The sequence below is a fragment of the Stenotrophomonas sp. B1-1 genome (assembly GCF_010894375.1).
Taxonomy (GTDB): Bacteria; Pseudomonadota; Gammaproteobacteria; order Xanthomonadales; family Xanthomonadaceae; genus Stenotrophomonas.
Map to the genome: position 1 here is coordinate 1 of NZ_JAAIUZ010000014.1, position 20678 is coordinate 20678.

Below are 20678 nucleotides of genomic sequence, written 5' to 3' on the forward strand. Positions count from 1 at the left end.
GTGGTAGTGGCCAACCTTGGTTGGCCCGCGCCAGAGTGCCGACCAAGGTCGGCACCTACCAGAGCGGACGCGCGCGGAACCCGGCGGGGTTCAGGCGGTCACCGGCTGCGGGGCGCGCTGCTGCAGCGCCCAGATGATGACGCCGCCGAGCAGGGTCAACACGCCGGTGAACAGGCACACGCCCAGCCAATCCCACGCGGCGTAGGCCAGCCCGCCCACGGCGCCCAGCACGCTGCTGCCCAGGTAGTAGGCGAACAGGTACAGAGCCGAGGCTTCGGCACGCATCGAACCGGCGCGGCTGCCGACCCAGCTGCTGGCCACTGAATGCCCGCCGAAGAAACCGAAGGTGACCAGCGCGATGCCCACCGCCATGGTCGCCAGCCACGGCAGCATCAGCAGCACGATGCCGGCGCCGATCAGGCCGAAGGAAATGGTCAGGATGCGGCCCCGCCCATGCCGCATCGCCAGCTGGCCCATCCACGCCGAGCTGAAGGTCCCCACCAGGTAGACACTGAAGATCAGCCCGACCACGGTCTGGCTGAGGTGGTACGGCGGCGCCAGCAGGTGGTAGCCCAGGTAGTTGTAGAGGGTGACGAACACGCCCATCAGCACGAACGAGGTGGCGAACAGCCACGGCAGGCCTGGGTCGGCAAACAGGGTGCGCCAGCGCGACGGCAACTGGCGCAGGCCACCGCGACGGGCCTGGAAGTGCCGCGACGGCGGCAGCTGCAGCCACAGCAGCACGGTGCTGGCCACCGCAATGATCGACACCGCGCCGATGCCCCAGCGCCAGCCCCAATGATCGGCAATGATGCCGGCCAGCAGGCGCCCGCTCATGCCGCCAATGGCATTGCCGCCGATGTACAGGCCCATGGCCAGGCCCAGCGCGCGGCTGTCCATTTCCTCCACCAGGTAGGTCATGGCCACCGCCGGCACGCCGCTCAAGGCCAGGCCCAGCAGGGTGCGCAGCACCAGCATCGTGGTCCAGTCGTCCACCAGCGCGGTGCACAGCGACAGCAGCGCCGAGGCCATCAGGGCCGCGATCATCAACGGCCGTCGCCCCACCGCATCGGACAGCAGGCCGGCCAGCAGCATCGCCACCGCCAGCGTGCCGGTACTCAGCGACAGCGACATCGCGCTGCCGGCGGCCGACACGCCGAAGTGGCGGCTGAACTCGGGCAGCAGCGGCTGCACCGTGTACAGCAGGCCGAAGGTGGAAAAACCGGCCAGGAACAGCGCCACCGCGGTACGGCGGAACGCCGGGGTGCCCTGCTGGATGCGGGTGTCAGTGCCGGAATCGAGGGTACGGGGGCGGGCGCTGTCGGCCGCCGCGGTTTCGCCAGTCATGGAATCGGGTGGCCGTGGGGGCGGCCAAGATGGGGATCAGGCGGCCAGCGTAGGCCGCCTCATCCAGTCGATCCATAACCTGATAGGTCAGGATTGATATGTAGAACGTATCAATTCAGCTTACAGCCGCTGCCACTCGAAGCCGTCGCCGCGGCGGTAGTACACCGACACGGCGCGACCGTAGAGGGCATCGGCATCGACGAAACCGAAGAAGCGGCCGTCGAAGCTGTTGCCGCGGTGGTCGCCCAGCACCAGCACCTTGCCGGCCGGCACCTGCAGGTCGGCGATGTCAGGGCCACCGCCCATGTCCAGGTCCAGCTGCGCGTGGCGCGGGCCGAAGGCTTCGGTATCGGCCAGCCCGGCGATCTGCAGCGGCTGGCCGTTGATGATCAGGTGGCCGCCGTGCAGCTGCACGTGGTCACCGGCCACGGCCACCACGCGCTTGATCAATCGGGTGCCGTCGGCGGGCGAATCGAACACGGCTACTTCGCCGCGCTGCGGGGTGCCGGTGGCCAGCAGTTGCTGGTGGGTGAACGGCAGGCGCAGGCCATAGGCGCGCATGTCCACCACCACGCGGTCGCCGGGCTGCAGGGTGGGCTGCATCGAGCCGCTGGGCACCACGTAGTGGTTGGCCAGGGTGTCACGGGCGGCGGCCAGCAGGCCCAGCATCACCAGCAGCGGCAGGGCTTCTTTCTTCAGCCAGACCAGTGCGCGTTGGGAAAAGGGAGGGCGGGCGACAGCATCCATGACAGGCTCCGGGTGGGTGGTAGGTGGATCAGACCACACATCGGCGGGAGAGGTTCCCGGGTACGGCCAGTCGAGCTTGGCTCGACCCTACCAGTCGAGCATGGCTCGACTCTACATAATGAAAAACGGCGGGGTTGCCCCCGCCGTTTTCGCTCTCTTATTTCAGCCCGCGGAACTTCAGCAGCGGTTCCACCGACGGGTCCTTGCCGCGGAAATCGCGGTACAGGGTCGACAGTTCCACGCTGTTGCCGCGCGAGAGGATCTTGTCGCGGAACTCCTGGCCGTTGGCCGCGGTCAGGCCACCGTGTTCGGTGAACCACTGGAACGCGTCGTGGTCCAGCACTTCGGCCCAGAAGTAGGCGTAGTAGCCGGCCGAATAGCCGCCGCCCCAGATGTGGTCGAAGTAAGTGGTGCGGTAACGCGGCGGCACCTGCGGCAGGTCCACCTTGAACTTCTTCAGCGCGCTGGCTTCAAAGGCGCCCACATCCTGCAGCGGGGCATCGGCCTTCTGGGTGTGCCAGGCCAGGTCCAGCAGCGCCGCCGACAGGTATTCGGTGGTGGCGTAGCCCTGGTTGAAGCTGCGTGCCTTCAGGATCTTGTCCACCAGCTCCTGCGGCATCGGTTCGCCGGTCTTGTAGTTCTTGGCGTAGTTGGCGAACACCTTCGGGTCCAGCGCCCAGTGTTCGTTGAACTGCGAGGGGAACTCGACGAAGTCGCGCGAGGTGGCGGTGCCGGCGATCGACGGGTACTTCACGTTGGAGAACATGCCGTGCAGCGCGTGGCCGAACTCATGGAACAGCGTGGTGACGTCGTCGAAGCTGAGCAGCGCCGGCTGGCCTGCGGCCGGCTTGGTGAAGTTGCAGACGTTGTAGACCACCGGCTTGGCACCGGTCAGGCCGTCCTGTTCAACGAACACGTCCATCCAGGCGCCGCCGGACTTGGTGTCACGCTTGAAGTAGTCGGTGTAGAACAGGGCCAGCGAGGTGCCGTCCTTGTCGAACACTTCGTACACCTTCATGTCCGGGTTGTAGGTCGGAATGTCGGTGCGCGGCTTGAAGGTGATGCCGTACAGCTGGGTGGCGGCGTAGAAGACGCCGTTCTGCAGCACGTTGTCCAGTTCGAAGTACGGCTTGATCTGCGATTCGTCCAGATCGTACCTGGCCTTGCGCACCTGTTCGGCGTAGAAGTCCCAATCCGAAGCGGCCAGCTTGAAGCCGCCGTTCTGCGCGTCGATCACCTTCTGGATGTCGGCCGCTTCCTCGCGCGCCTTGGCGGTGGCCGCGGGCACGGTGTCGGTCAGCAGCTTCAGCGCCGCGGCCGGGGTCTTGGCCATCTGGTCGCCCAGGTTGTAATCGGCGTAGGTGTCAAAGCCCAGCAGCTTGGCCTTCTGCGCACGCAGCTGGGCCAGGCGCTGCACGGTCTGCCGGGTGTCGTTGGCATCGCCGCGCTCGGCGCGGGTTTCCGAAGCCTTCAGCACGGCGGCGCGCTGGTCGCGATCGCTCAGCGAACCCAGCACCGGCTGCTGCGTGGTGTTCTGCAGCGGCAGCAGGAACTTGCCGTCCAGCTTGCGGGCGCTGGCGTCGTTGGCCGCGGTGTTGATCGCGTTCTCGTCCAGACCGGCCAGCTTGGCCTTGTCATCCACCACAACAGCGGCGGCGGCGGTGGCCGCGACCAGGCGGGTGTGGAACTGGGTGGACAGCGTGGTCTCTTCCACGTTCAGCTTGCGCAGGCTGGCCTTGTCAGCGTCGGACAGCTGGGCGCCAGCGCGCACCAGACCGTCGTAGTAATGCTCGACCAGGCGCTTCTGCACCGGGTCCAGTTCCAGCGTGTCGCGCTGGTCGTACAGCGACTTCACGCGCGCGAACAGCTTCGGATCGAGGTTGATCTCGTCCTGGTGCGCGGCCAGCTTCGGTGCGATCTCTTCCTGGATCTTCTGGCGCGCTTCGGTGCCATCGGCCTGGACCAGGCCGAAGAAGATGCGCGACACGCGGGTGAGGGTTTCACCGCTGCGCTCCATCGCCACCAGGGTGTTGTCGAAGGTGGCCGGCTCGGGGTTGTCGGCGATCTTGCGCACGTCGGCCAGGTGCTGGCGCATGCCTTCTTCGAACGCCGGCAGGTAGTCGCTGTCCTTGATCTTGTCGAACTGCGGCGCCTGGAACGGCAGCGTGCTGGCGCTCAGCAGCGGGTTGGTGGAGGCATCGGCCGGCTGCTGGGCCGGGGTCTGCTGGGCTTCGGACACGGGGGTGGACTCCTTGCCGGAACAGGCCGCCAGCGCCAGGCTGATGGCGGCGGCCAGGACTACGGTACGCGACATGTAGAACGCTCCTTGGGCGGGCGGTAGGGAATGACAGCCCTCCACCCTACTCCTGTCGCGGCCGCCCGGCATGTGCCGGACGTGGCGTGTATGCGGCCGCTGCGGGGCGTTTCAGACCGTGCCGCGGGTCTTGCCCATCCACGGGCGGTAGAACTCACGGATGGCCGCCATGTCGGCCGCATCATCGCCGGTGGGGGTGAACAGCGGGCCGATGCCGATGGTCTTTTCCGGGTAATGGAAGTACGCCGCCAGGACCGGCACGTCGGCCATCCGCGCGATCTTCAGGAAACCGGCTTTCCAGTCCTTCACCGCCTTGCGGGTGCCTTCGGGGGTGATGGCGAACCACATTTTTTCGTTGTTGCGCAGCAGGTCCACGGCCTGGCCGACCGTGCCCTGCGGCGCACTGCGGTCCAGCGGGATCACCCCCAGCCGGTGCAGCAGCGGGCCCAGCGGCCACCAGAACAGCGAGGCCTTGCCCAGCACCTTCACCTTCATGCCCAGCGCGATCTTGGCCGCCATGCCCCACAGGCCGTCCCAGTTGGACGAATGCGGAGCGATGATGAAGACCAGGCGCGGAATGTCCGGCAGCGTGCCGGTCACCTTCCAGCCGCCCAGGCGCAGGGTGCAGCGCGCCAGCCAGCGCAGGAAGGCGTTGGGTTTGACCTGCGGCATGTTCGGCGGCACGGCCGGCAGCAACGGCGTCGGGTTGTTCAAGCAATCACTCCCAGTCACGTGATGAGCGCCCGCGCTTGATCTGCGCGCGCCCGCGTTTGGCGTCCAGACGACGCAGTTTCGAGCCCAGGGACGGTTTGGTGGCCTTGCGCGGCTTGGGCACGTTCAGCCCAGCCTGGATGAAGGCCGCCAGCCGCTCGCGCGCATCCTCGCGATTGCGATCCTGGGTGCGGAACCGTTGCGCATCGATGACAAGCACGCCTTCGCCGGTCATGCGCCGGTCGCGGCGCGCCAGCAGGCGCTCGCGCAGCGGCTCGGGCAACGAGGGCGAGCCGGCCACATCGAAACGCAGTTCCACCGCGGTGGACACCTTGTTGACGTTCTGCCCGCCGGCACCGCTGGCACGCACGAACCGCTCGACGATCTCGCCGTCGGGGATTTCAAGCTGCGCGCTGATGGTGACCGGTCCACTGCCCATGCGCGCATTGTAGCGGCACCGGCGCCGCCGTGGCCGCCATCGCGCGCCGTATGCCGCCGATCAGGCATCGAACACGCCGCCTTCGCCTGCGCTGCGGGTATGCTGGGCCTTCCATGTACCGCAGGAAGCTTCGCATGACCCGCCTTGTTCCCACCCTGCCCGCGCGCCTGCGCCGCGTTGCCCTGCTGCTGGCCCTGGCCGCGTGCAGCAGCCCGGTCTGGGCCGCGCCGCCGACCGACAGCGACATCAACCGCCTGCTGGCCGCCTCGCGCGCCCAGACCATGCTCGACGCGGCGCTGCCGCAGATCGAAGCGATGCAGCAGCAGCAGTTCCAGCAGGCCACCGCGCAGCGCCAACTGACCGCCCAGCAGCAGGAACAGCTGCAGCGCATCCAGGCGCGCACCAACCAGACCCTGCGCCAGGCGCTGTCGTGGCAGCAGCTGCGCCCGATGTATGTCGATCTCTACAAGAAGACCTTCAGCAAGGAAGACGTGCTGGCCATGGCCGAGTTCTACGAGAGCCCGGCCGGCCAGAGCCTGCTGGACAAGACCCCGGCGCTGATGCAGAACGTGATGGTGGCCATCCAGACCCGCATGCAGCCGTTGATCACCGATCTGCAGAAGGACCTGGAAGCGATCGTGAACGAGCCGGAAAAGAAATAACGCCATCGGGGTCGGATCCCTTTCCCAACGGGAAAGGGCTCTGACCCCGGGGTACCACGCCGGGCATGGCCCGGCGCTACCTTCAGTCCACCTGCCAGCCGAACAGGTCCAGCGCCTTCTGGAAACCGGCATCCACCGGTGCGCGCACATCCAGCATGCCGCCATCGGGGTGCGGGAAACGCAGGCGCTCGGCGTGCAGCAGCATGCGGTGCACGCCCTGCATGCGGAAATTGCGGTTGTGGCGGCCGTCACCGTGGCTGGTATCGCCAATCAGGTGGTGCGACAGGTGCTTCAGGTGCCGGCGGATCTGCCGGAAGCGACCGGTCAGCGGCTGGCAGCGCAGCAGCGCATAGCGCGAACTGGCGAATTCGCCCACCGGCACGCAGAGTTCGCCGGTGGCCAGGCGCTGGAAATCGGTCACCGCCGGCTTCTTCACCGGCTTGCCGGGCCCGCCGTCCAGATCGTGGTCCACCTGCCAGGCCTCCTCGGCCGGCCAGCCGCGGCAGATGGCCAGGTAATCCTTGCTCACCTCACCGCCCATCAGCGCCTTGCCCAGCGTGCTGGCGGTGTCGCGGTCGAAAGCCAGCAGCAGGCAGCCGCTGGTGGCGCGGTCCAGGCGATGCACCAGGAAGATCGGGCGGCCCAACTGCTCGCGCAGGCGGTCGGCCAGGAAATCATCTTCGCCGCGGGCCAGCTTGCTGTCATGGACCATCAGCCCGGCCGGCTTGTTGACCACGGCCAGCCGTTCATCCAGATGCAGCAGCTGCAGGGGGGCGGTTTCGGGGGCGGTTTCGGTATCGGTACTCACCGCCGGATTATACGGGGGCGCTCGCGTGGGGTCGGATCCCTTTTCCTGCGGAAAAGGGCTCTGACCCCGGGTGTGGGACACGCAGCGATCAGCCGTTGCGCACCGCCAGCAGTTCACCATTGCCCACCGGCACCAGGCTGGTACTGAAATCCGCATCCGCATCCAGCAACGCGCGCAGCGGCTGCATCTGTGCGGCGTGCGAGGTGGCGTTGTCCACCACCAGCAGGCCGCCGGGGCGCAGCACGCGGCGCAGCTGCGGCCACCAGCCGGCGTACTGTTCGCGGTCCGAATCAAGGAACAGCAGGTCCACGCTGGCGTCGTCCGCCGCGGCCAGCCAGACCCCGGCATCGCCCTGCACCAGGGTGATGCGCCCGCCCAGCCCGCTGCGAGCGAAGTTCGCGCGCGCCATCGCCACCTTGTCGGCAGCGTATTCCAGCGTGGTCACCTGACCATCGATCGCCGCTGCAGCCTCGGCCAGCCACAGCGTGGAATAGCCGTTGGAGGTGCCGATTTCCAGCACGCGCCGGGCCTGGCCGAAACGCACCAGCACCGACAGCAGTTCTCCGGTGTCGGCGGTGATGTTCAGCATGCGCCGGCCCCGTTCGCTTTCGCGCGCATCGTTGTGGGCGCCGTGGCGCGCCAGTTCGTCCTTCAGTGCCTGCAGTGCGGCGCTCATCGCCACCAGGCGCGGGCCAGCGCAACCGCGCCCAGCACCGCCGCACCCAGCCCCAGCATGGGCAGGTCGCCCCAGTACCAGCCCGGCGGCTGCAGCACGTACAGCAGCGCGGCAATGGCCAGCAGGCCCACGCCGGTAATCGCCCCGACCGCGCGCTTCTGCAGCTTCTGCAGGCTGGCGTCCAGCGCCACCAGATCGCGCGAACGCATGGCCAGTTCGTGGCGGCCTTCCACCTGCTGGCTCAGCCAGGCATGCACCAGGCGCGGCATGTCCGGCGCGTGGGTCATGATTTCCGGCACGCGCTTGCCGATCTCGCGCACCACCCGGCGCGGGCTGTAACGCTCGCGCAGGATCTTCGCCAGCACCGGCTTGGCCACGGCCCAGATGTCGATCTGCGGGTCCAGCTGGCGGCCCACGCCTTCGATGTTCAGCAGGGTCTTCTGCAGCAGGATCAACTGCGGCTGCAGGGTCAGCTGGTAACGCTGGGCCACCCGGAACAGCTTCAGCAGCACTTCGGCCAGCGAAATCTGCGACAACGGCCGGGTGAAGTACGGTTCGCACACCGAACGCACCGCCGCTTCCAGATCGTCGATGCGCACGTTGTCGGGCATCCAGCGCGCCTGCACGTGCAGCTCGGCAATGCGGCGGTAGTCGCGGTTGAAGATGGCCATGAAGTTCTCGGCCAGGTAGTACTGATCTTCCTGCGAGAGCTGGCCCATGATGCCGAAGTCCAGCGCGATGAAGCGCGGGTTGTCGCGGCGCGCCGGATCGGTGTCGACCCAGATGTTGCCGGCGTGCGCATCGGCGTGGAAGAAGTTGTCGCGGAACACCTGGGTGTAGAACACCCGCACGCCCTTGGCGGCCAGCGCCTTGCGGTCGATGCCGGCCTGGTCCAGGGCGACGATGTCGTCGGACGGAATGCCCCACACCCGTTCCAGGGTCAGCGCGCGTTCGGCGGTGTGGCTCCAGATCACTTCCGGCACGTACAGATCGTCGCTGTTTTCCCAGAAGCGGCGCAGCACGCTGGCATTGGCGCCTTCGCGCTGCAGGTCCAACTCGGCGGCCAGGGTGTTTTCCACCTCGGCCACCACTTCGCGCGGGCGGATCTTGTCGGCACGCGGGTGGGTGCGCTCGACCAGGCTGGCCAGCGAGTTCAACAGCGCGATGTCGGCATCGATCTGCTTCTCGATGCCCGGGCGCAGCACCTTCACCACCACCTGGCGGCCATCGGCCAGGGTGGCGGCGTGTACCTGCGCGATCGAGGCCGAGGCCAACGGTTCGGTATCGAAGCTGGCAAAGGCCTCGCTGACCGGCAGGCCCAGCGCTTCTTCCACGATGCGGCGCGCGGTATCGCCGTCAAACGGCTTGACCCGGTCCTGCAGCAGGGTCAGTTCATTGGCCACGTCCGGCGGCACCAGGTCGCGACGGGTCGACAGGATCTGGCCGAACTTGACGAAGATCGGGCCCAGGTCCTGCAGTGCCAGGCGCAGGCGTGCGCCACGCGACTGCGCGGCAATGGCGGCCGGTGCGCGCGGCACGAACGGCTTGGCCAGGCGCAGCCAACGCTCGGCCGCGGTGCCCTGCAGCAGGTCGTCCAGGCGGTAACGCAGAATGACCCGGCCGATGCGGTTGGCCCGCAGCAGGGCCTTCATGCGGCACCCCGCAGGCGCTGCACGCGCACCTGCAATCGTTCAACGTCGTCGCGCAGCACGTCCACGTCATCATGGAAGGCGTCCAGTTCGCCACGCGGCACCACGTCACGCGATTCTTCGGTGACGAATTCGGCGGCACTGTGGGCCAGGTCGATGGCGCCCTGGCGCGCGTGCTGCAAGGCGCTGCGCAGGGTGTTGGCCACCTGCACGCCCAGCACGTCGCCGAATACGCTCACGAACGGCTGCTGCCAGTCCGGATCGAAGCCCTTGGCCAGCTGCTGCAGGCGACGCGCCAGTTCGGCATCGCCGGCCACGCGTACGCGGCCCTTGCCGGCGTCGTCGCCGCGCCGCGCGTTGGCCAGCAGCGGCAACTGCGCCAGCACCCCGGCCAGGCTGCTGCGCACGGCCAGGTCGGCTTCCTGGGCGTCCACCGGGCCGACCCGCAGCTGGTCGCCGTCCACGCTGATACGCATGGCCAGCGCCGGCGCTTCCAGGGTCAGGTCGATATGCCGGCCGTGCAGGCTGGCCAGGGCGTGGCGGGTGTCCGGATCCAGCGCCAGCGCGCGGTTCAGGGCGATCTGCAGGGCGCGGCCAGCGACCGGCTTGAGGGACTTGAGCAGGGAAAGAGCCATCTGCGCATTCTACCTGCGTGGGTGGTGGGCGGATGCAGGCACGTTGCCGCGGTAGAGTCGACCGTTGGTCGACTGACCTTCCGCGTCCTGCCAGTCGACCAACGGTCGACTCTACCTTTCCCCGTGCCACCGGGCGGTTCATGCTGTGGGCCCTTGTTGCACAGGACATCGCATTGCCCATGGCACGTACCCGGGTTGGCATCATTTTCGGCGGCACGTCTTCCGAACACGAAGTTTCGCTGCAGTCGGCGAAGAACATCCTCGATGCGCTGGATCGCGAGCGCTACGAACCAGTGCTGGTCGGCATCGACAAGCAGGGCCAGTGGCATCTGCTGCAACCCGATGCGTTCCTGCTCAACGCCGATGATCCGGCGCGGATCGCGCTGCGCCCGTCCGGCGCCACGCTGGCGCTGCAGCCGGGTGCAGGGCAGGCGCAGCTGCAACCGGTGAACGCACCGGCGGCACTGGGGCCGATCGATGTGGTGCTGCCGATCGTGCACGGCCCGCTGGGTGAGGACGGTGCGCTGCAGGGCCTGCTGCGCATGGCCGGCCTGCCGTTCGTGGGCTCGTCGGTGCTGGGTTCGGCGGCGGCGATGGACAAGGACGTGGCCAAGCGACTGCTGCGCGATGCCGGCCTGCCGGTGGCGCCGTGGGTCTGCATCCGCCGCCACCAGGCGGCGCAGGTGGATGTGGCCGCGCTGATCGCACAGTTGGGCCTGCCCCTGTTCGTGAAGCCGGCCAACCAGGGTTCGTCGGTGGGCGTGAGCAAGGTGAAGGATGCGGCCGGCTTCGCGGCGGCGCTGGAACTGGCGCTGCGCCACGACCACAAGGTGCTGGTGGAATCGGCCGTGGCCGGTCGCGAGATCGAATGTGCGGTGCTGGGCAACGCACAGCCGCAGGCCAGTGTCTGTGGCGAGGTGGTGGTGCATGACGAGTTCTACGCCTATGACACCAAGTATCTGAACGCGGCGGGTGCCGATGTGGTGGTGCCGGCGGCGATCGATGCTGACAGCCAGGCGCGTATCCAGCAGATCGCGCTGCAGGCCTACCAGGCGCTGGAGTGCGCGGGCATGGCGCGGGTGGATGTGTTCCTGGGCGCGGATGGGAAGATCACCATCAACGAGATCAACACCCTGCCCGGCTTCACCCGCATCAGCATGTATCCCAAGCTGTGGGGCGCAAGTGGGCTGGGCTACACCGCGCTGATCACGCGGTTGATTGAACTGGCGCTGGAACGGCACGCGGCCGACAAGGCGCTGGTGTAGTGCGGGGGACCCCGCATCGCGTGCGACATGCGGGGCCCCGCTTCTGTAGAGTCGAGCTTGCTCGACTGCTGTTGGAACAGTCGAGCATGGCTCGACTCTACAAGGGCGGTCGAGCAAGCTCGACTCTACCCGCGCTTGCGGAACATCGAGATCACCGCAAGGATCAGGAACACGACGAACAGGATCCAGGCGATGTTGCTGGCGGCGCCGGCAATGCCGGAGAAGCCGAGCACGGCGGCGATGATGGCGATGACGAAGAAAATGACGGCGTAGTGCAGCATGGCGCTCCTCGCGATGGGTCGGGCCGTGGATGGCGTGGGTCCATCCTCCCGATCCGGCGGTGTGCAACCGGTGACGGCAACTTCTGCGCGCGATGAAGCCTTCAGCGCCGTGATGCCGCCGTCACGAGGCCGCGTGCAGGCGGCGCAGCCCTTCTTCGATGCTGACCTGCGGCACGTAACCGAAATCGCGGCGCGCCGGTTCCATGCTGTACCAGTGCGGCGTGCACAGCTGTTCGGCCAGGAACCGGGTCAACGGCGGTTCGCCGGGCAGGCGCAGCAGCGGCCACAGGCGCTCGCACACGGCGCCGATGCGGTAGGCGGTCTTGAAGCTGAGGGTTTTCTCCACGGCCGGGGCATTCACCGCCGCCAGCAGCTTGTTCAACAGCTCGCGCATCGGCAGCGGTTCGCCGTTGGAAATGAAGTACGCCTTGCCGGCACAGGCCGCACCCGGGGCCAGCGCGTCGAACGCCAGGAAGTGCGCCAATGCGGCGTTGTCGATGTAGGTGGTGTCGACCTTGTTGCTGCCGTCACCGACCAGGCGCAGGCGGCCCTGGCGGGCACGCTCGGCCAGCCGCGGTACCAGCTGCAGATCACCCGGGCCCCAGATCAAGCGCGGGCGCAGCGCCACCGTGGCCAGGCTGGCATCGTTGGCGGCCAGCACGCGCTGCTCGGCAATCGCCTTGGTTGCCGCGTACGGGGCCTGGAAATTCTCGCCGTACGGGACTTCGTCGGCGCCCAGCCCTTCCACCGGGTGGGTGGCGCGGTGGGTCACGCTGGGCGTGGAGGTGTAGACCAGGCGGCCGACGCCGTGCGCGCGGCAGGCGGCAATCACGTTGTCGGTGCCCACCACGTTGGCCTGGTGGTAGCTGTCATAGCTGCCCCAGGCACCGGCCTTGGCGCCGTTGTGGAACACCGCGTCCACCCCGGCCACCGCATGCTGCACAGCCTGCGGGTCGGCCAGGTCGCCGCGGATCTGGCCCACACCCATCGCCTGCAACGCCGGGTAGTGGCCACGGTTGAGCGCCAGCACCTGGTGGCCGCGCTCAAGCAGGCCGCGGCACAGGGCCTGTCCGAGGAAGCCACCACCACCGGTAACCAGGATCTTCATGCACGCTTCTCCAATGCAGCGCTGGCCCAGACGGCCAGCTTTTCGCGGCCGATCTTGGCGTTGTGTCGAATGTCCACCGGGAAGCCCGGGTGGACCAGGAAGTGCTGCACGCCGGCAGCGGGCAGGTGCGTGGCCGCATGGGCGCGCAGCGCCTCCTGCAGGGCCGCGCCATCGCGGCTGCCGCGCTGCAGCTCCACGCACAGCACCGGCACCTGTGCACCGGCCGCGCCCACGCCCACCAGTGCGGTGCGCGCCACGCCGGGCAGCGTGTTGAACACCGGCTCCACCTGTTCGGTGTACAGCGGCCCGCGCGCGGTTTCCACGCGGTGGGTCTTGCGCCCACAGAACCACAGGCGGCCCTGCGCATCGAAGTAGCCGACATCGCCCATGCGGTGCACGATGCGGGTGCTGCCGTCGGCCAGGGCTTCGGCAATCTTCGCCGCGGCGGTGGCCTGCGGGCGGTTGAAGTAGCTGTCGGTGGCGGTCGGTCCGGCCACGGTGATCTCGCCCACTTCGCCCACGCCCAGCACGCGCGCCTGCGACCAGTCGGGAAGCGGGGCGTCATCGATGGCGATGATGCGCACTTGGTTGGGGGCCACCACGCTGCCCACGCAGGTGCCGGCGCCGGCTTCGGTGGCGGCGCGCGTACGTTCCAGCTCGCGCCCTTCCACCACGGCCACCGGCAGGCATTCGGTAGCGCCATAGGGCGTCCAGAACTGCGCATCGTCCGGCAGCAGGCGGCGGATGGTGGCCACCACGTCCGGCGGCACCGGGGCGCCGGCGGAGGTGACCCGGGTGACCGAGGGAAGCGGCCGGCCATGGCGGGCCAGCACGCGCATCAATGCCGGCGAACCGAACAGCTGGGTGACGCCGAAACGCTGGATGGCATCGTGCAGCCGCGCCGGGTCGGCCTGCGCCGGCCGGGTCGGGTCCATGTCCGGAATGACCGAGGTCAGCCCCAGCGCCGGGTCGAACAGCGCGAACGGCGGGAAGGTCGGCAGGTCCACCCCGCCCGCTTCCATGCCGAAGGCGTTGCCCAGCAGTTCGATCTGGCCGACGAAATGGCGGTGGCGGTAGACCACGCCCTTGGGCACGCCGGTGGAGCCGCTGGTGAACAGGATCGCGGCCATGTCCTCGCCGTCGGTGGCGGCCAGCATCGGGCCGCTGGCGGCGCCGGCGCGCTCCAGCGCGGCCAGCGTGGTGCCGCCCCAGCCCAGGCGCTGGCCCACGGTCACCAGACGGGTGGCCGACGGTGCCCAGCGCAGCGCCAGACGGGCCACGTGGGCCAGTGGAATGCCGATGAAGGCCTCCGGCTGCGCTTCGTCCAGGCACTGCTTCAGCGCGCGCTTGTCGATGCCCGGATCGACCAGCACCGGCACCGCGCCCAGCTTGAACAGGGCGAACATCAGCAGGAAGAACTCCGGCGAAGGCCGCACCATCACCACCGTGCGCACGCCGCGGCCGATGCCGTAGCCAGCCAGGCCGGCGGCCATGGCATCGCTGCGGGCGTCCAGCTGGCGGTAGTCCAGGGTCACGTCATAGGCGGCCATGCCGTTGCCGGCGCCGCGGCGGCCGGGGCAGCGGATGGCGATCTGGTCGGGGCGTTCACGGGCCAGTTCCGGCAGGCGCGCGGCAATATTGCAGGGTCGGTTCATCCGTTCATTGTCGCCGCTTACGGAATTTCTTGCGCGGCGGCCGACTTCGTGGAAAATCCGCAGCCTCGTCACCCATTCCACTGCCGCCCGAGGCGGCTTGACCATGCAACATCCCTGCATGACCTGCGGCGCCTGCTGCACCCAGTACCGCGTGGCTTTTCACTGGATGGAATCGGACGAGGTCACCCCCGGCGGGGTACCGCACCAGCTGACCGAAACGCTGGACCCGCACCGCCTGTGCATGCGCGGCACCCATTCCAAGCCGGTGCGCTGCGTGGCCCTGGATGCGCAGATCGGCGTGTATTCACGCTGCACCATCCACCCCAACCGGCCCAGCGTGTGCCGCGAGGTCGATGCCTCGTGGGAATACGGCAAGGCCAGCCCGCAGTGCGACAGGGCGCGCATTGCCTATGGCCTGGACCCGCTGACCCCGGCGGACTGGGAAGGCAGCGACGGCAGCCCGATCGCGGCCTGAGGCCAGGGGTCGGATCCGTTTCGCAGAAAAGGCTCCGACCCCGCGCACCGATCAGATCGGGTTGGCATCCAGGAAGGCGCGGATCTTCGGCACCAGCACTTCGTGCTTGTCTTCCAGCACGTAGTGGTTGGCATCGTCGAACGCATGCACCTGGGCGGCCGGCAGCGCGGCCTGGAAGCCCTTCAGGAAGTGGTGGTCGAACACGATGTCGCGCAGGCCCCAGCCGATGAAGGCCGGGCGATCGGCGAAGGACGGCAGCGCCTGGCCGGCGCGCTCCAGCAGCGACCAGCCCTTGTCGGCCGGCGACAGCGGAATGTCCTGCATGAAACGGATCGTGCTGATGCGGTTGGCGTAGCTGTTGTACGGCGCCACGTAGGCGCGGCGCACATCGGCCGGCATCTTCCGCTCCACGCCCAGCCACGAGGCACCGGACGAGAACGCATTGAAGGTGCGGATGATCCACTCACCGACCTTCCAGTGCCGGCCCAGCGCAATCTGCCACGGCATCTTCTTCGCCGCCGGCAGCGGGAAGGCCGCGGTGTTGAGCACCACCAGGCGCTTCACCTGATCGTGGTGCGACAGCGCCCAGCCGAAGCCGATCATGCCGCCCCAGTCATGCACGGCCAAGGTGACCGGGCCGGTGATGCCCAGGTGCTTCAGCAGCGCATCCAGGTCGTCCACGCGCGACTGCAGCGTGTACTCGTAGCGGCTGTCATCGGGCTTGTCCGACAGGCCCATGCCGATATGGTCGGGCACGATGCAGCGGTACCTGTCCGACAGGCCGGCCACCAGCGTGCGCCAGTAATAGCTCCACGACGGGTTGCCGTGCACCATCACCACCACCTCGCCATCGCGCGGGCCCTCGTCGAGATAGTTCATCGACAGACCGGGGCGAACCTCGAAACGCTGCGGGTGGGCGGGGTAACCGGGAAGATCGCGCATGCGGAGCACCTAAGGAGAGTCGCGGCGCACTGTAGAGCCGAGCCATGCTCGGCTGCTTTCTCGTCCGCTGCTGAAGAGCCGCGCTGCGCGCGTGAGCCGAGCAGGGCTCGGCTCTACAGGAGATCGTGCAGCAGGCTGTTTACCAGACCACTTCGGCCATCGAGCAGTTCAGGCCCGAGCCGATGCCCAGAAGCGCGATGCGATCGCCCTTCTTCAGCTTGCCCAGCTGCTTGAGCTTGCTCAGCACGATCGGCACTGAGGCCGGGCCGATGTTGCCGTGCTCGCCGAAGATGGTCATCACCTTCTTCGGGTCGATGCCGAAGTTCTTGATGAACGCGGCGGTGTGCGGCTGGCTGACCTGGTGGATGACGAACTGGTCCAGTTCCTCCACGGCCCAGCCCAGGGCGATCTTGGCGGCGGCGAAGGTCTTCTGCGCCAGCTTGATGCCTTCGATCAGCAGCAGGCGGGTGTCGGTCACCATGCGGTCCAGGTTGCCCAGGCACAGCTGGTTCCACTCGGTGGCCGAGCGGGTTACGCCACCCTTGTAGCGCGGGGCGTCCGGAACCAGTTCCGAGCGCGCCATGACCATGGCCGCAGCACCCGATCCGGTGGTCAGGGCCGCCAGTTCGTTGCGGAAATCGTCGGCGGTGACGTCCGGGGCGGTCATGCGCTCCAGGGTCTTTTCGTAGACCAGGTTGGCGGTTTCGCCATCCACCACCAGCGCGTAGTCGATATCACCGCGCTCGAGCATGCGCGCGGCGATATCCATGCCGTTGATGAAGGCCAGACACGCATTGGCCACATCGAAGGTCATGCATTCGTCGCTGACGCCCAGGTTGCCCGACACGATGGAGGCCGTGGACGGCTCCAGGTAGTCGCGGCTGACCGAGGTGTTGACCAGCAGGCCGACCTGGCCGGCGGTGATGCCGGCATCTTCCAGCGCCTTGCGGCCGGCCATGGTGGCCGCGTCCGAGGCCAGCACGCCGGTGTCCCACAGGCGGCGGGCGTGGATGCCGGCGATATCGCCCAGCACGTCGGTGCGGATACCCAGGCGGTCCAGGGTCGGCTGCAGGCGGTCGTTGATTTCCTTGGTCGTCAACGTATGCGGCGCGTCGACGTGTGCGAGGCCGGCGATCGAGACATTCTTGAAGAGCATCGAGGTTAGCGCCAAGGCTCAGGCAAAAGGGGGCGCTATTCTATAACCCCCGCGCCTTCACCGCATCTTTACGAATTCAGCCTTCCCCGTATGGTGAAGGATTCAGCGTGGCGGGCACTGGAACGCGGCGAAGCGCTGGCTGCCATCGGCCGGGGCGGCGGCGGCCTGCACGGCGTTGGCGCCGGCACTGGGGGCCTCGTTGCGGGCCAGGGTTTCCAGCTCTTCCTGCACGCGCAGCGGGTTGCGGTTGTAGAAGCCGACCTTGCTCTTGACCGTTACCACCACCTCGCCCTTGGTGATGCAGCCGGCCGGAACCGGGCCTGCCGGCAGCACGCGGGTCGCCTTGCCGGCCGGTTCGATCGGCACCCAGGTGCAGGCGGTGACGGTGAGCAGCAGGGAAGAAAGCAGCAGAACGCGCATGGGCAGATCCTGGAAGGGTATGGGGCGATTCTGCCTGAACAGCCTGAATCGGGGGTAGCCGGTGATGGGGTCAGATCCCCCGGCAGGGGGCTCTGACCCCGGATGCACACTGGGGGTCGGAGCCCTCCTTGCAGGAGGGATCCGACCCCTGGCCGGGTCTTGCCTTATTTCTTCACCGGGTTGCCGTCGGCATCGATCACGGTCACCTCGCCCAGGTTCAGCGCGCGCACCGCTGCTTCGGTCTGCTTCAGGTCACCCACCACCACCCAGGTCAGCGCCTGCGGCTTGATCTCGGCCGCTGCCTGCTGCACCTGCGCCGGGGTCATCGCTTCGATCTCGGCCTTGCGGCGCAGCACGTAGTCGTCGGGGCGCTTGAACTGCACGATGTTGCCAATGGTCGAGGCCACGGCCGCGGCGGTTTCATACGCACCCGGCAGGCTCAGGGTCTGGATGTTGCGGATGCGGTTGACCTCTGCCTCGGTGGCCGGCTTGCTGCCATCGGCGAAGCCGGCGATCTCCTTGCGCATTTCCGCCAGCGCCGGGCCGGTCTTGTCGATCTGCACCGGCGCCATCGCCATCCACGGGCGCTGGCCCACGGTGTTGCTGGCCATGGTGCGGGCACCGTAGGACCAGTGCTTGTCCTCGCGCAGGTTCATGTTCAGGCGCGAGGTGAAGTCGCCACCGATCACGCCGTTGGCAATGTCGAAGCGGGTCGAACCGGCATCGCTGGACGGCGGAACCACCTGGCCGGCGAACAGGTTGGCCTGCACCGCACCCGGCTGGTCGATCAGGAACACGCGCGGTGCGCTGGGCACGGCAACGGCGGTGGTGGCCTTGACCGTGGGCGCATCGCCGCTGGCCTTCCAGTCGCCCAGCTGCTTGTCCAGCAGCGGCACGATCTCGGCCAGGGTAGTGTCGCCCACCACGATCAGGGTGCCGTCCTGCGGGCGCAGCCAGTCGCGGTGGAAATCGACCAGGTCCTCGCGGTCCAGGCTGGCGATGGCCGCTTCGTCACCGCTGCCGGTGAACGGAATCGCATACGGGTGGCCCTTGCCGTACAGCAGCGGCGGCAGCACGCGCATGGCCACCGCATTGGGGTTGACCTTTTCCTGCTGGATGCCGGCGATCCACGAGGCCTTTACGCGGTCGATCTCGCCCTGCTCGAAGCGCGGTTCGCGCAGCAGGCTGGCATACAGCGCCAGCGACGGCACCAGGTTTTCCTTCAGTGCCGACAGTTCAACATCCACCGAATCCAGCCCGGCCGAGGCATCCAGGCTGGCGCCCAGCGCATCGGCGGCATCGGCGAAGGCCAGCGAACCCAGCTTGCCGGCGCCTTCGGTCATCAGGCTCATGGTGAAGTTGGCCGTGCCCGGCTTGCGCCCCTGGTCGGCGGTGAAGCCACCCGGGAACTGGTAGCTGAACTGCACCACCGGAATCTCGTGGCGCTCGGCCAGCACCACCTGGGTGCCGTTCTTCAGGGTGGCGCGCTGCAGGGCCGGGAACTTCAACTGCGGGAATTCGCGGGTCTGCGGCACGCCGGCCTTGCGGTCGACCTGCTCGGGCAGGGTGCTGTACTTGCTGTCCACGGCCGGCACGTTGAACGGCTTGGGCGTGGCCGAGGCTTCTTCCTTCAGTGCCACGCGCTCGCCCGGTTCCACCACCAGGGTGTGGCTGCCCTTGTCCAGCCACTGTGCCCCCAAGCGCTTCAGATCGGCGGCGGTAGCCTTGTCGATGTTGGCCAGCGAGGTGCGGAAGCAGCCCGGGTCGCCGGTGTAGACCGCGCATTCGGCCAGCGCATCGGCCTTGCCGCCGAAGCCACCAATGCGCTCGATGCCGCGGATGAAGCCGGCGCGGAAGCCGGTCTTGGCGCGTGCCAGTTCATCGGCAGTCGGGCCGTCCTTCAGCAGGCGCTCGATTTCCTCGTCGATGATCTTCTCGATGCGGGCCGGGTCCTGGCCCTTCTTCACCGTCGCCATCACCATGAAGTTGGACCCCAGCTGCGAGGCGTAGGCGCCGGCGCTGATGTTGTCCACCAGCTTGTCCTGGTGCTGCAGGCGCTGGCTCAGGCGCGAGGACTTGGCACCGCCCAGCACTTCGGCCAGCAGCTGCAGCTGGTCGATGTCGGCCGTGCCGACCTGGGCCACGTTCCAGGCGCGGTAGATGCGCGCCTGCGGCACCTTGTCGGTCATCACTTCGCGGGTGTCGGCATCGCGCTTGGCCACGTCCACCTTCGGCTGCGCCATGGTCGGGCCGGCCGGGATGCTGCCGAAATAGCGCGCCACCTTTTCCTTGGCGGTGGCCAGGTCGATGTCACCGGCCAGCACCAGCACCGCGTTGTTCGGGCCGTACCAGGTCCGGAACCAGGTCTTCACGTCATCCAGCGACGCGGCGTTGAGGTCGTTCATCGACCCGATCACGCTGTGGTGGTACGGGTGGCCGGCCGGATACAGCGCGCGGTTCAGCTTTTCCCAGACCTGGCCATAGGGCTGGTTTTCGCCCTGGCGCTTCTCGTTCTGCACCACGCCACGCTGTTCGTCCAGCGCGGCCTGGTCGATCGCCCCCACCAGGTGGCCCATGCGGTCCGATTCCATCCACAGTGCCATGTCCAGCGCGGTGGTCGGCACGTTCTCAAAGTAGTTGGTGCGGTCGGTATTGGTGGTGCCGTTCTGGCCGGTGGCACCCACCTGCTTGAACGGTTCGAAGTATTCGCCGTCGTGGTTTTCGCTGCTCTGGAACATCAGGTGTTCGAACAGATGGGCGAAGCCGGTACGGCCGGCCGGCTCGTCCTTGCTGCCCACGTGGTACCAGACGTTCACCGCCACGATCGGCGCCTTGCGGTCGGTGTGCACGATCACGCGCAGGCCGTTGGGCAGGGTGAACTGCTCGAAGGGAATGTCCACCTTGGCCGGCGCGGCCGGCTTGGCCGCCAGGGCGGTGGTCGGCGCAAGCGTGCCGAGGGCGGTGCTGAGGGCAACGGCGAGCAGCGCGGTGCGCGGGCGCAGGGCGAAAGACATTTCCAGATCCTTGGTCACGTTGGTGAATGCCGATCCTAGCGTGTGTCCCGCCCGCCCGGTATCGGCCAGCAGTCACTGCCCTGGGGGCGCCGGACCGCCCCGCCGTAGCGGTCACGTAAGCCGCGCCAGCGCGTCCGGACAGTGTCCACGGCCTGCCGAACGGACAGGTGTCCGCCCCGCGGACACTCCGAAGACCGCAAAAAACCCTTTGAAATCAACGCTTGAAAGTTGGCACGGCGATTGCTGTGTAGTTCCTGCGCCAGGAAGGGCTTCAGATCGAAACTGACCGAACGCTGAACAAATAGAGAAAAGCGAAAATTTCTCTTGCATGCCCAGAATTGGTGTACTACCTTACTACCACACCACCGCTCAAC

General features: G+C 67.8%; 19 protein-coding genes. 3 read left to right on the top strand and 16 right to left on the bottom strand.

Annotation, left to right across the window (positions count from 1 at the left end):
* Positions 1–90: 90 nt before the first annotated feature.
* From G4G00_RS12835 to arfB, 5 genes are all read right to left on the bottom strand, one after another.
* Positions 91–1347, bottom strand: a complete 1257-nt coding sequence (locus G4G00_RS12835) for an MFS transporter (RefSeq protein ID WP_164274160.1) — start codon at positions 1345–1347, stop codon at positions 91–93.
* A gap of 120 nt (positions 1348–1467) precedes the next feature.
* On the bottom strand, positions 1468–2094 hold the full coding sequence (gene lepB, locus G4G00_RS12840; protein ID WP_164274163.1) for a signal peptidase I: 627 nt from the start codon (positions 2092–2094) through the stop codon (positions 1468–1470).
* 157 nt (positions 2095–2251) lie between these two features.
* On the bottom strand, positions 2252–4408 hold the full coding sequence (gene dcp, locus G4G00_RS12845) for a peptidyl-dipeptidase Dcp (RefSeq protein ID WP_164274166.1): 2157 nt from the start codon (positions 4406–4408) through the stop codon (positions 2252–2254).
* Between the two features lie 111 nt (positions 4409–4519).
* Positions 4520–5080 carry a lysophospholipid acyltransferase family protein gene (locus G4G00_RS12850; RefSeq protein ID WP_233614934.1) on the bottom strand — a complete coding sequence of 187 codons (561 nt, stop codon included), beginning with the start codon at positions 5078–5080 and terminating at the stop codon, positions 4520–4522.
* A gap of 46 nt (positions 5081–5126) precedes the next feature.
* The gene (arfB, locus tag G4G00_RS12855; protein ID WP_108748096.1) at positions 5127–5558 is read right to left on the bottom strand and encodes an alternative ribosome rescue aminoacyl-tRNA hydrolase ArfB; all 432 of its coding nucleotides are present in this window, start codon (positions 5556–5558) and stop codon (positions 5127–5129) included.
* A 134-nt stretch (positions 5559–5692) separates the two neighbouring features.
* Here arfB and G4G00_RS12860 point away from each other — a divergent pair, with 134 nt between their 5' ends.
* Positions 5693–6220 carry a DUF2059 domain-containing protein gene (locus G4G00_RS12860; protein WP_108751821.1) on the top strand — a complete coding sequence of 176 codons (528 nt, stop codon included), beginning with the start codon at positions 5693–5695 and terminating at the stop codon, positions 6218–6220.
* Positions 6221–6302: 82 nt separating this feature from the next.
* On the opposite strand, the gene G4G00_RS12865 is transcribed toward G4G00_RS12860, so the two are convergent.
* The 4 genes from G4G00_RS12865 to G4G00_RS12880 form a co-directional block, all read right to left on the bottom strand.
* Positions 6303–7028, bottom strand: a complete 726-nt coding sequence (locus G4G00_RS12865) for a pseudouridine synthase (RefSeq protein ID WP_164274169.1) — start codon at positions 7026–7028, stop codon at positions 6303–6305.
* Between the two features lie 88 nt (positions 7029–7116).
* Complete coding sequence (locus G4G00_RS12870) at positions 7117–7704, bottom strand: O-methyltransferase (RefSeq protein WP_164274172.1); 588 nt, start codon at positions 7702–7704, stop codon at positions 7117–7119.
* Positions 7701–9356 (bottom strand): ubiquinone biosynthesis regulatory protein kinase UbiB, encoded by a 1656-nt coding sequence (gene ubiB, locus G4G00_RS12875; protein WP_164274175.1) that lies wholly within the window; start codon positions 9354–9356, stop codon positions 7701–7703. The genes G4G00_RS12870 and ubiB overlap by 4 nt, the downstream gene beginning before the upstream one ends.
* Positions 9353–9988, bottom strand: a complete 636-nt coding sequence (locus G4G00_RS12880; RefSeq protein WP_108751817.1) for an SCP2 sterol-binding domain-containing protein — start codon at positions 9986–9988, stop codon at positions 9353–9355. The genes ubiB and G4G00_RS12880 overlap by 4 nt, the downstream gene beginning before the upstream one ends.
* Positions 9989–10167: 179 nt before the next feature.
* Here G4G00_RS12880 and ddlA point away from each other — a divergent pair, with 179 nt between their 5' ends.
* The gene (ddlA, locus tag G4G00_RS12885; RefSeq protein WP_108751816.1) at positions 10168–11253 is read left to right on the top strand and encodes a D-alanine--D-alanine ligase; all 1086 of its coding nucleotides are present in this window, start codon (positions 10168–10170) and stop codon (positions 11251–11253) included.
* Between the two features lie 125 nt (positions 11254–11378).
* On the opposite strand, the gene G4G00_RS12890 is transcribed toward ddlA, so the two are convergent.
* From G4G00_RS12890 to oleC, 3 genes are all read right to left on the bottom strand, one after another.
* Positions 11379–11534, bottom strand: a complete 156-nt coding sequence (locus tag G4G00_RS12890) for a DUF1328 domain-containing protein (RefSeq protein ID WP_107231440.1) — start codon at positions 11532–11534, stop codon at positions 11379–11381.
* A 121-nt stretch (positions 11535–11655) separates the two neighbouring features.
* Positions 11656–12642 (bottom strand): 2-alkyl-3-oxoalkanoate reductase, encoded by a 987-nt coding sequence (gene oleD / locus G4G00_RS12895; RefSeq protein WP_108751815.1) that lies wholly within the window; start codon positions 12640–12642, stop codon positions 11656–11658.
* A complete protein-coding gene (gene oleC, locus G4G00_RS12900; protein ID WP_164274178.1) occupies positions 12639–14297 on the bottom strand; it encodes an olefin beta-lactone synthetase in 1659 nt (552 codons plus the stop codon). The genes oleD and oleC overlap by 4 nt, the downstream gene beginning before the upstream one ends.
* A 103-nt stretch (positions 14298–14400) precedes the next feature.
* On the opposite strand from oleC, the gene G4G00_RS12905 reads away from it, so the two are divergent.
* Positions 14401–14772 (top strand): YkgJ family cysteine cluster protein, encoded by a 372-nt coding sequence (locus G4G00_RS12905; protein ID WP_164274181.1) that lies wholly within the window; start codon positions 14401–14403, stop codon positions 14770–14772.
* A 51-nt stretch (positions 14773–14823) separates the two neighbouring features.
* On the opposite strand, the gene G4G00_RS12910 is transcribed toward G4G00_RS12905, so the two are convergent.
* From G4G00_RS12910 to G4G00_RS12925, 4 genes are all read right to left on the bottom strand, one after another.
* Entirely contained in the window at positions 14824–15714 is an 891-nt protein-coding gene (locus G4G00_RS12910; protein WP_164274184.1) for an alpha/beta fold hydrolase, read from the bottom strand.
* Positions 15715–15853: 139 nt separating this feature from the next.
* Positions 15854–16870 (bottom strand): 3-oxoacyl-ACP synthase III, encoded by a 1017-nt coding sequence (locus tag G4G00_RS12915; protein WP_108748081.1) that lies wholly within the window; start codon positions 16868–16870, stop codon positions 15854–15856.
* A gap of 102 nt (positions 16871–16972) precedes the next feature.
* The gene (locus G4G00_RS12920; protein WP_087921159.1) at positions 16973–17290 is read right to left on the bottom strand and encodes a DUF4156 domain-containing protein; all 318 of its coding nucleotides are present in this window, start codon (positions 17288–17290) and stop codon (positions 16973–16975) included.
* Positions 17291–17454: 164 nt separating this feature from the next.
* The gene (locus tag G4G00_RS12925; RefSeq protein ID WP_108763307.1) at positions 17455–20304 is read right to left on the bottom strand and encodes a pitrilysin family protein; all 2850 of its coding nucleotides are present in this window, start codon (positions 20302–20304) and stop codon (positions 17455–17457) included.
* Positions 20305–20678 lie beyond the last annotated feature (374 nt).

What these genes read in the sequence shown, in the direction of transcription:
- G4G00_RS12835 (WP_164274160.1), bottom strand. Translation starts at nt 1,347, where the DNA reads ATGACTGGCGAAACCGCGGCGGCCGACAGCGCCCGCCCCCGTACCCTC.
- lepB (WP_164274163.1), bottom strand. Translation starts at nt 2,094, where the DNA reads ATGGATGCTGTCGCCCGCCCTCCCTTTTCCCAACGCGCACTGGTCTGG.
- dcp (WP_164274166.1), bottom strand. Translation starts at nt 4,408, where the DNA reads ATGTCGCGTACCGTAGTCCTGGCCGCCGCCATCAGCCTGGCGCTGGCG.
- G4G00_RS12850 (WP_233614934.1), bottom strand. Translation starts at nt 5,080, where the DNA reads ATGCCGCAGGTCAAACCCAACGCCTTCCTGCGCTGGCTGGCGCGCTGC.
- arfB (WP_108748096.1), bottom strand. Translation starts at nt 5,558, where the DNA reads ATGGGCAGTGGACCGGTCACCATCAGCGCGCAGCTTGAAATCCCCGAC.
- G4G00_RS12860 (WP_108751821.1), top strand. Translation starts at nt 5,693, where the DNA reads ATGACCCGCCTTGTTCCCACCCTGCCCGCGCGCCTGCGCCGCGTTGCC.
- G4G00_RS12870 (WP_164274172.1), bottom strand. Translation starts at nt 7,704, where the DNA reads ATGAGCGCCGCACTGCAGGCACTGAAGGACGAACTGGCGCGCCACGGC.
- ubiB (WP_164274175.1), bottom strand. Translation starts at nt 9,356, where the DNA reads ATGAAGGCCCTGCTGCGGGCCAACCGCATCGGCCGGGTCATTCTGCGT.
- G4G00_RS12880 (WP_108751817.1), bottom strand. Translation starts at nt 9,988, where the DNA reads ATGGCTCTTTCCCTGCTCAAGTCCCTCAAGCCGGTCGCTGGCCGCGCC.
- ddlA (WP_108751816.1), top strand. Translation starts at nt 10,168, where the DNA reads ATGGCACGTACCCGGGTTGGCATCATTTTCGGCGGCACGTCTTCCGAA.
- G4G00_RS12890 (WP_107231440.1), bottom strand. Translation starts at nt 11,534, where the DNA reads ATGCTGCACTACGCCGTCATTTTCTTCGTCATCGCCATCATCGCCGCC.
- oleD (WP_108751815.1), bottom strand. Translation starts at nt 12,642, where the DNA reads ATGAAGATCCTGGTTACCGGTGGTGGTGGCTTCCTCGGACAGGCCCTG.
- oleC (WP_164274178.1), bottom strand. Translation starts at nt 14,297, where the DNA reads ATGAACCGACCCTGCAATATTGCCGCGCGCCTGCCGGAACTGGCCCGT.
- G4G00_RS12905 (WP_164274181.1), top strand. Translation starts at nt 14,401, where the DNA reads ATGCAACATCCCTGCATGACCTGCGGCGCCTGCTGCACCCAGTACCGC.
- G4G00_RS12910 (WP_164274184.1), bottom strand. Translation starts at nt 15,714, where the DNA reads ATGCGCGATCTTCCCGGTTACCCCGCCCACCCGCAGCGTTTCGAGGTT.
- G4G00_RS12915 (WP_108748081.1), bottom strand. Translation starts at nt 16,870, where the DNA reads ATGCTCTTCAAGAATGTCTCGATCGCCGGCCTCGCACACGTCGACGCG.
- G4G00_RS12920 (WP_087921159.1), bottom strand. Translation starts at nt 17,290, where the DNA reads ATGCGCGTTCTGCTGCTTTCTTCCCTGCTGCTCACCGTCACCGCCTGC.
- G4G00_RS12925 (WP_108763307.1), bottom strand. Translation starts at nt 20,304, where the DNA reads ATGTCTTTCGCCCTGCGCCCGCGCACCGCGCTGCTCGCCGTTGCCCTC.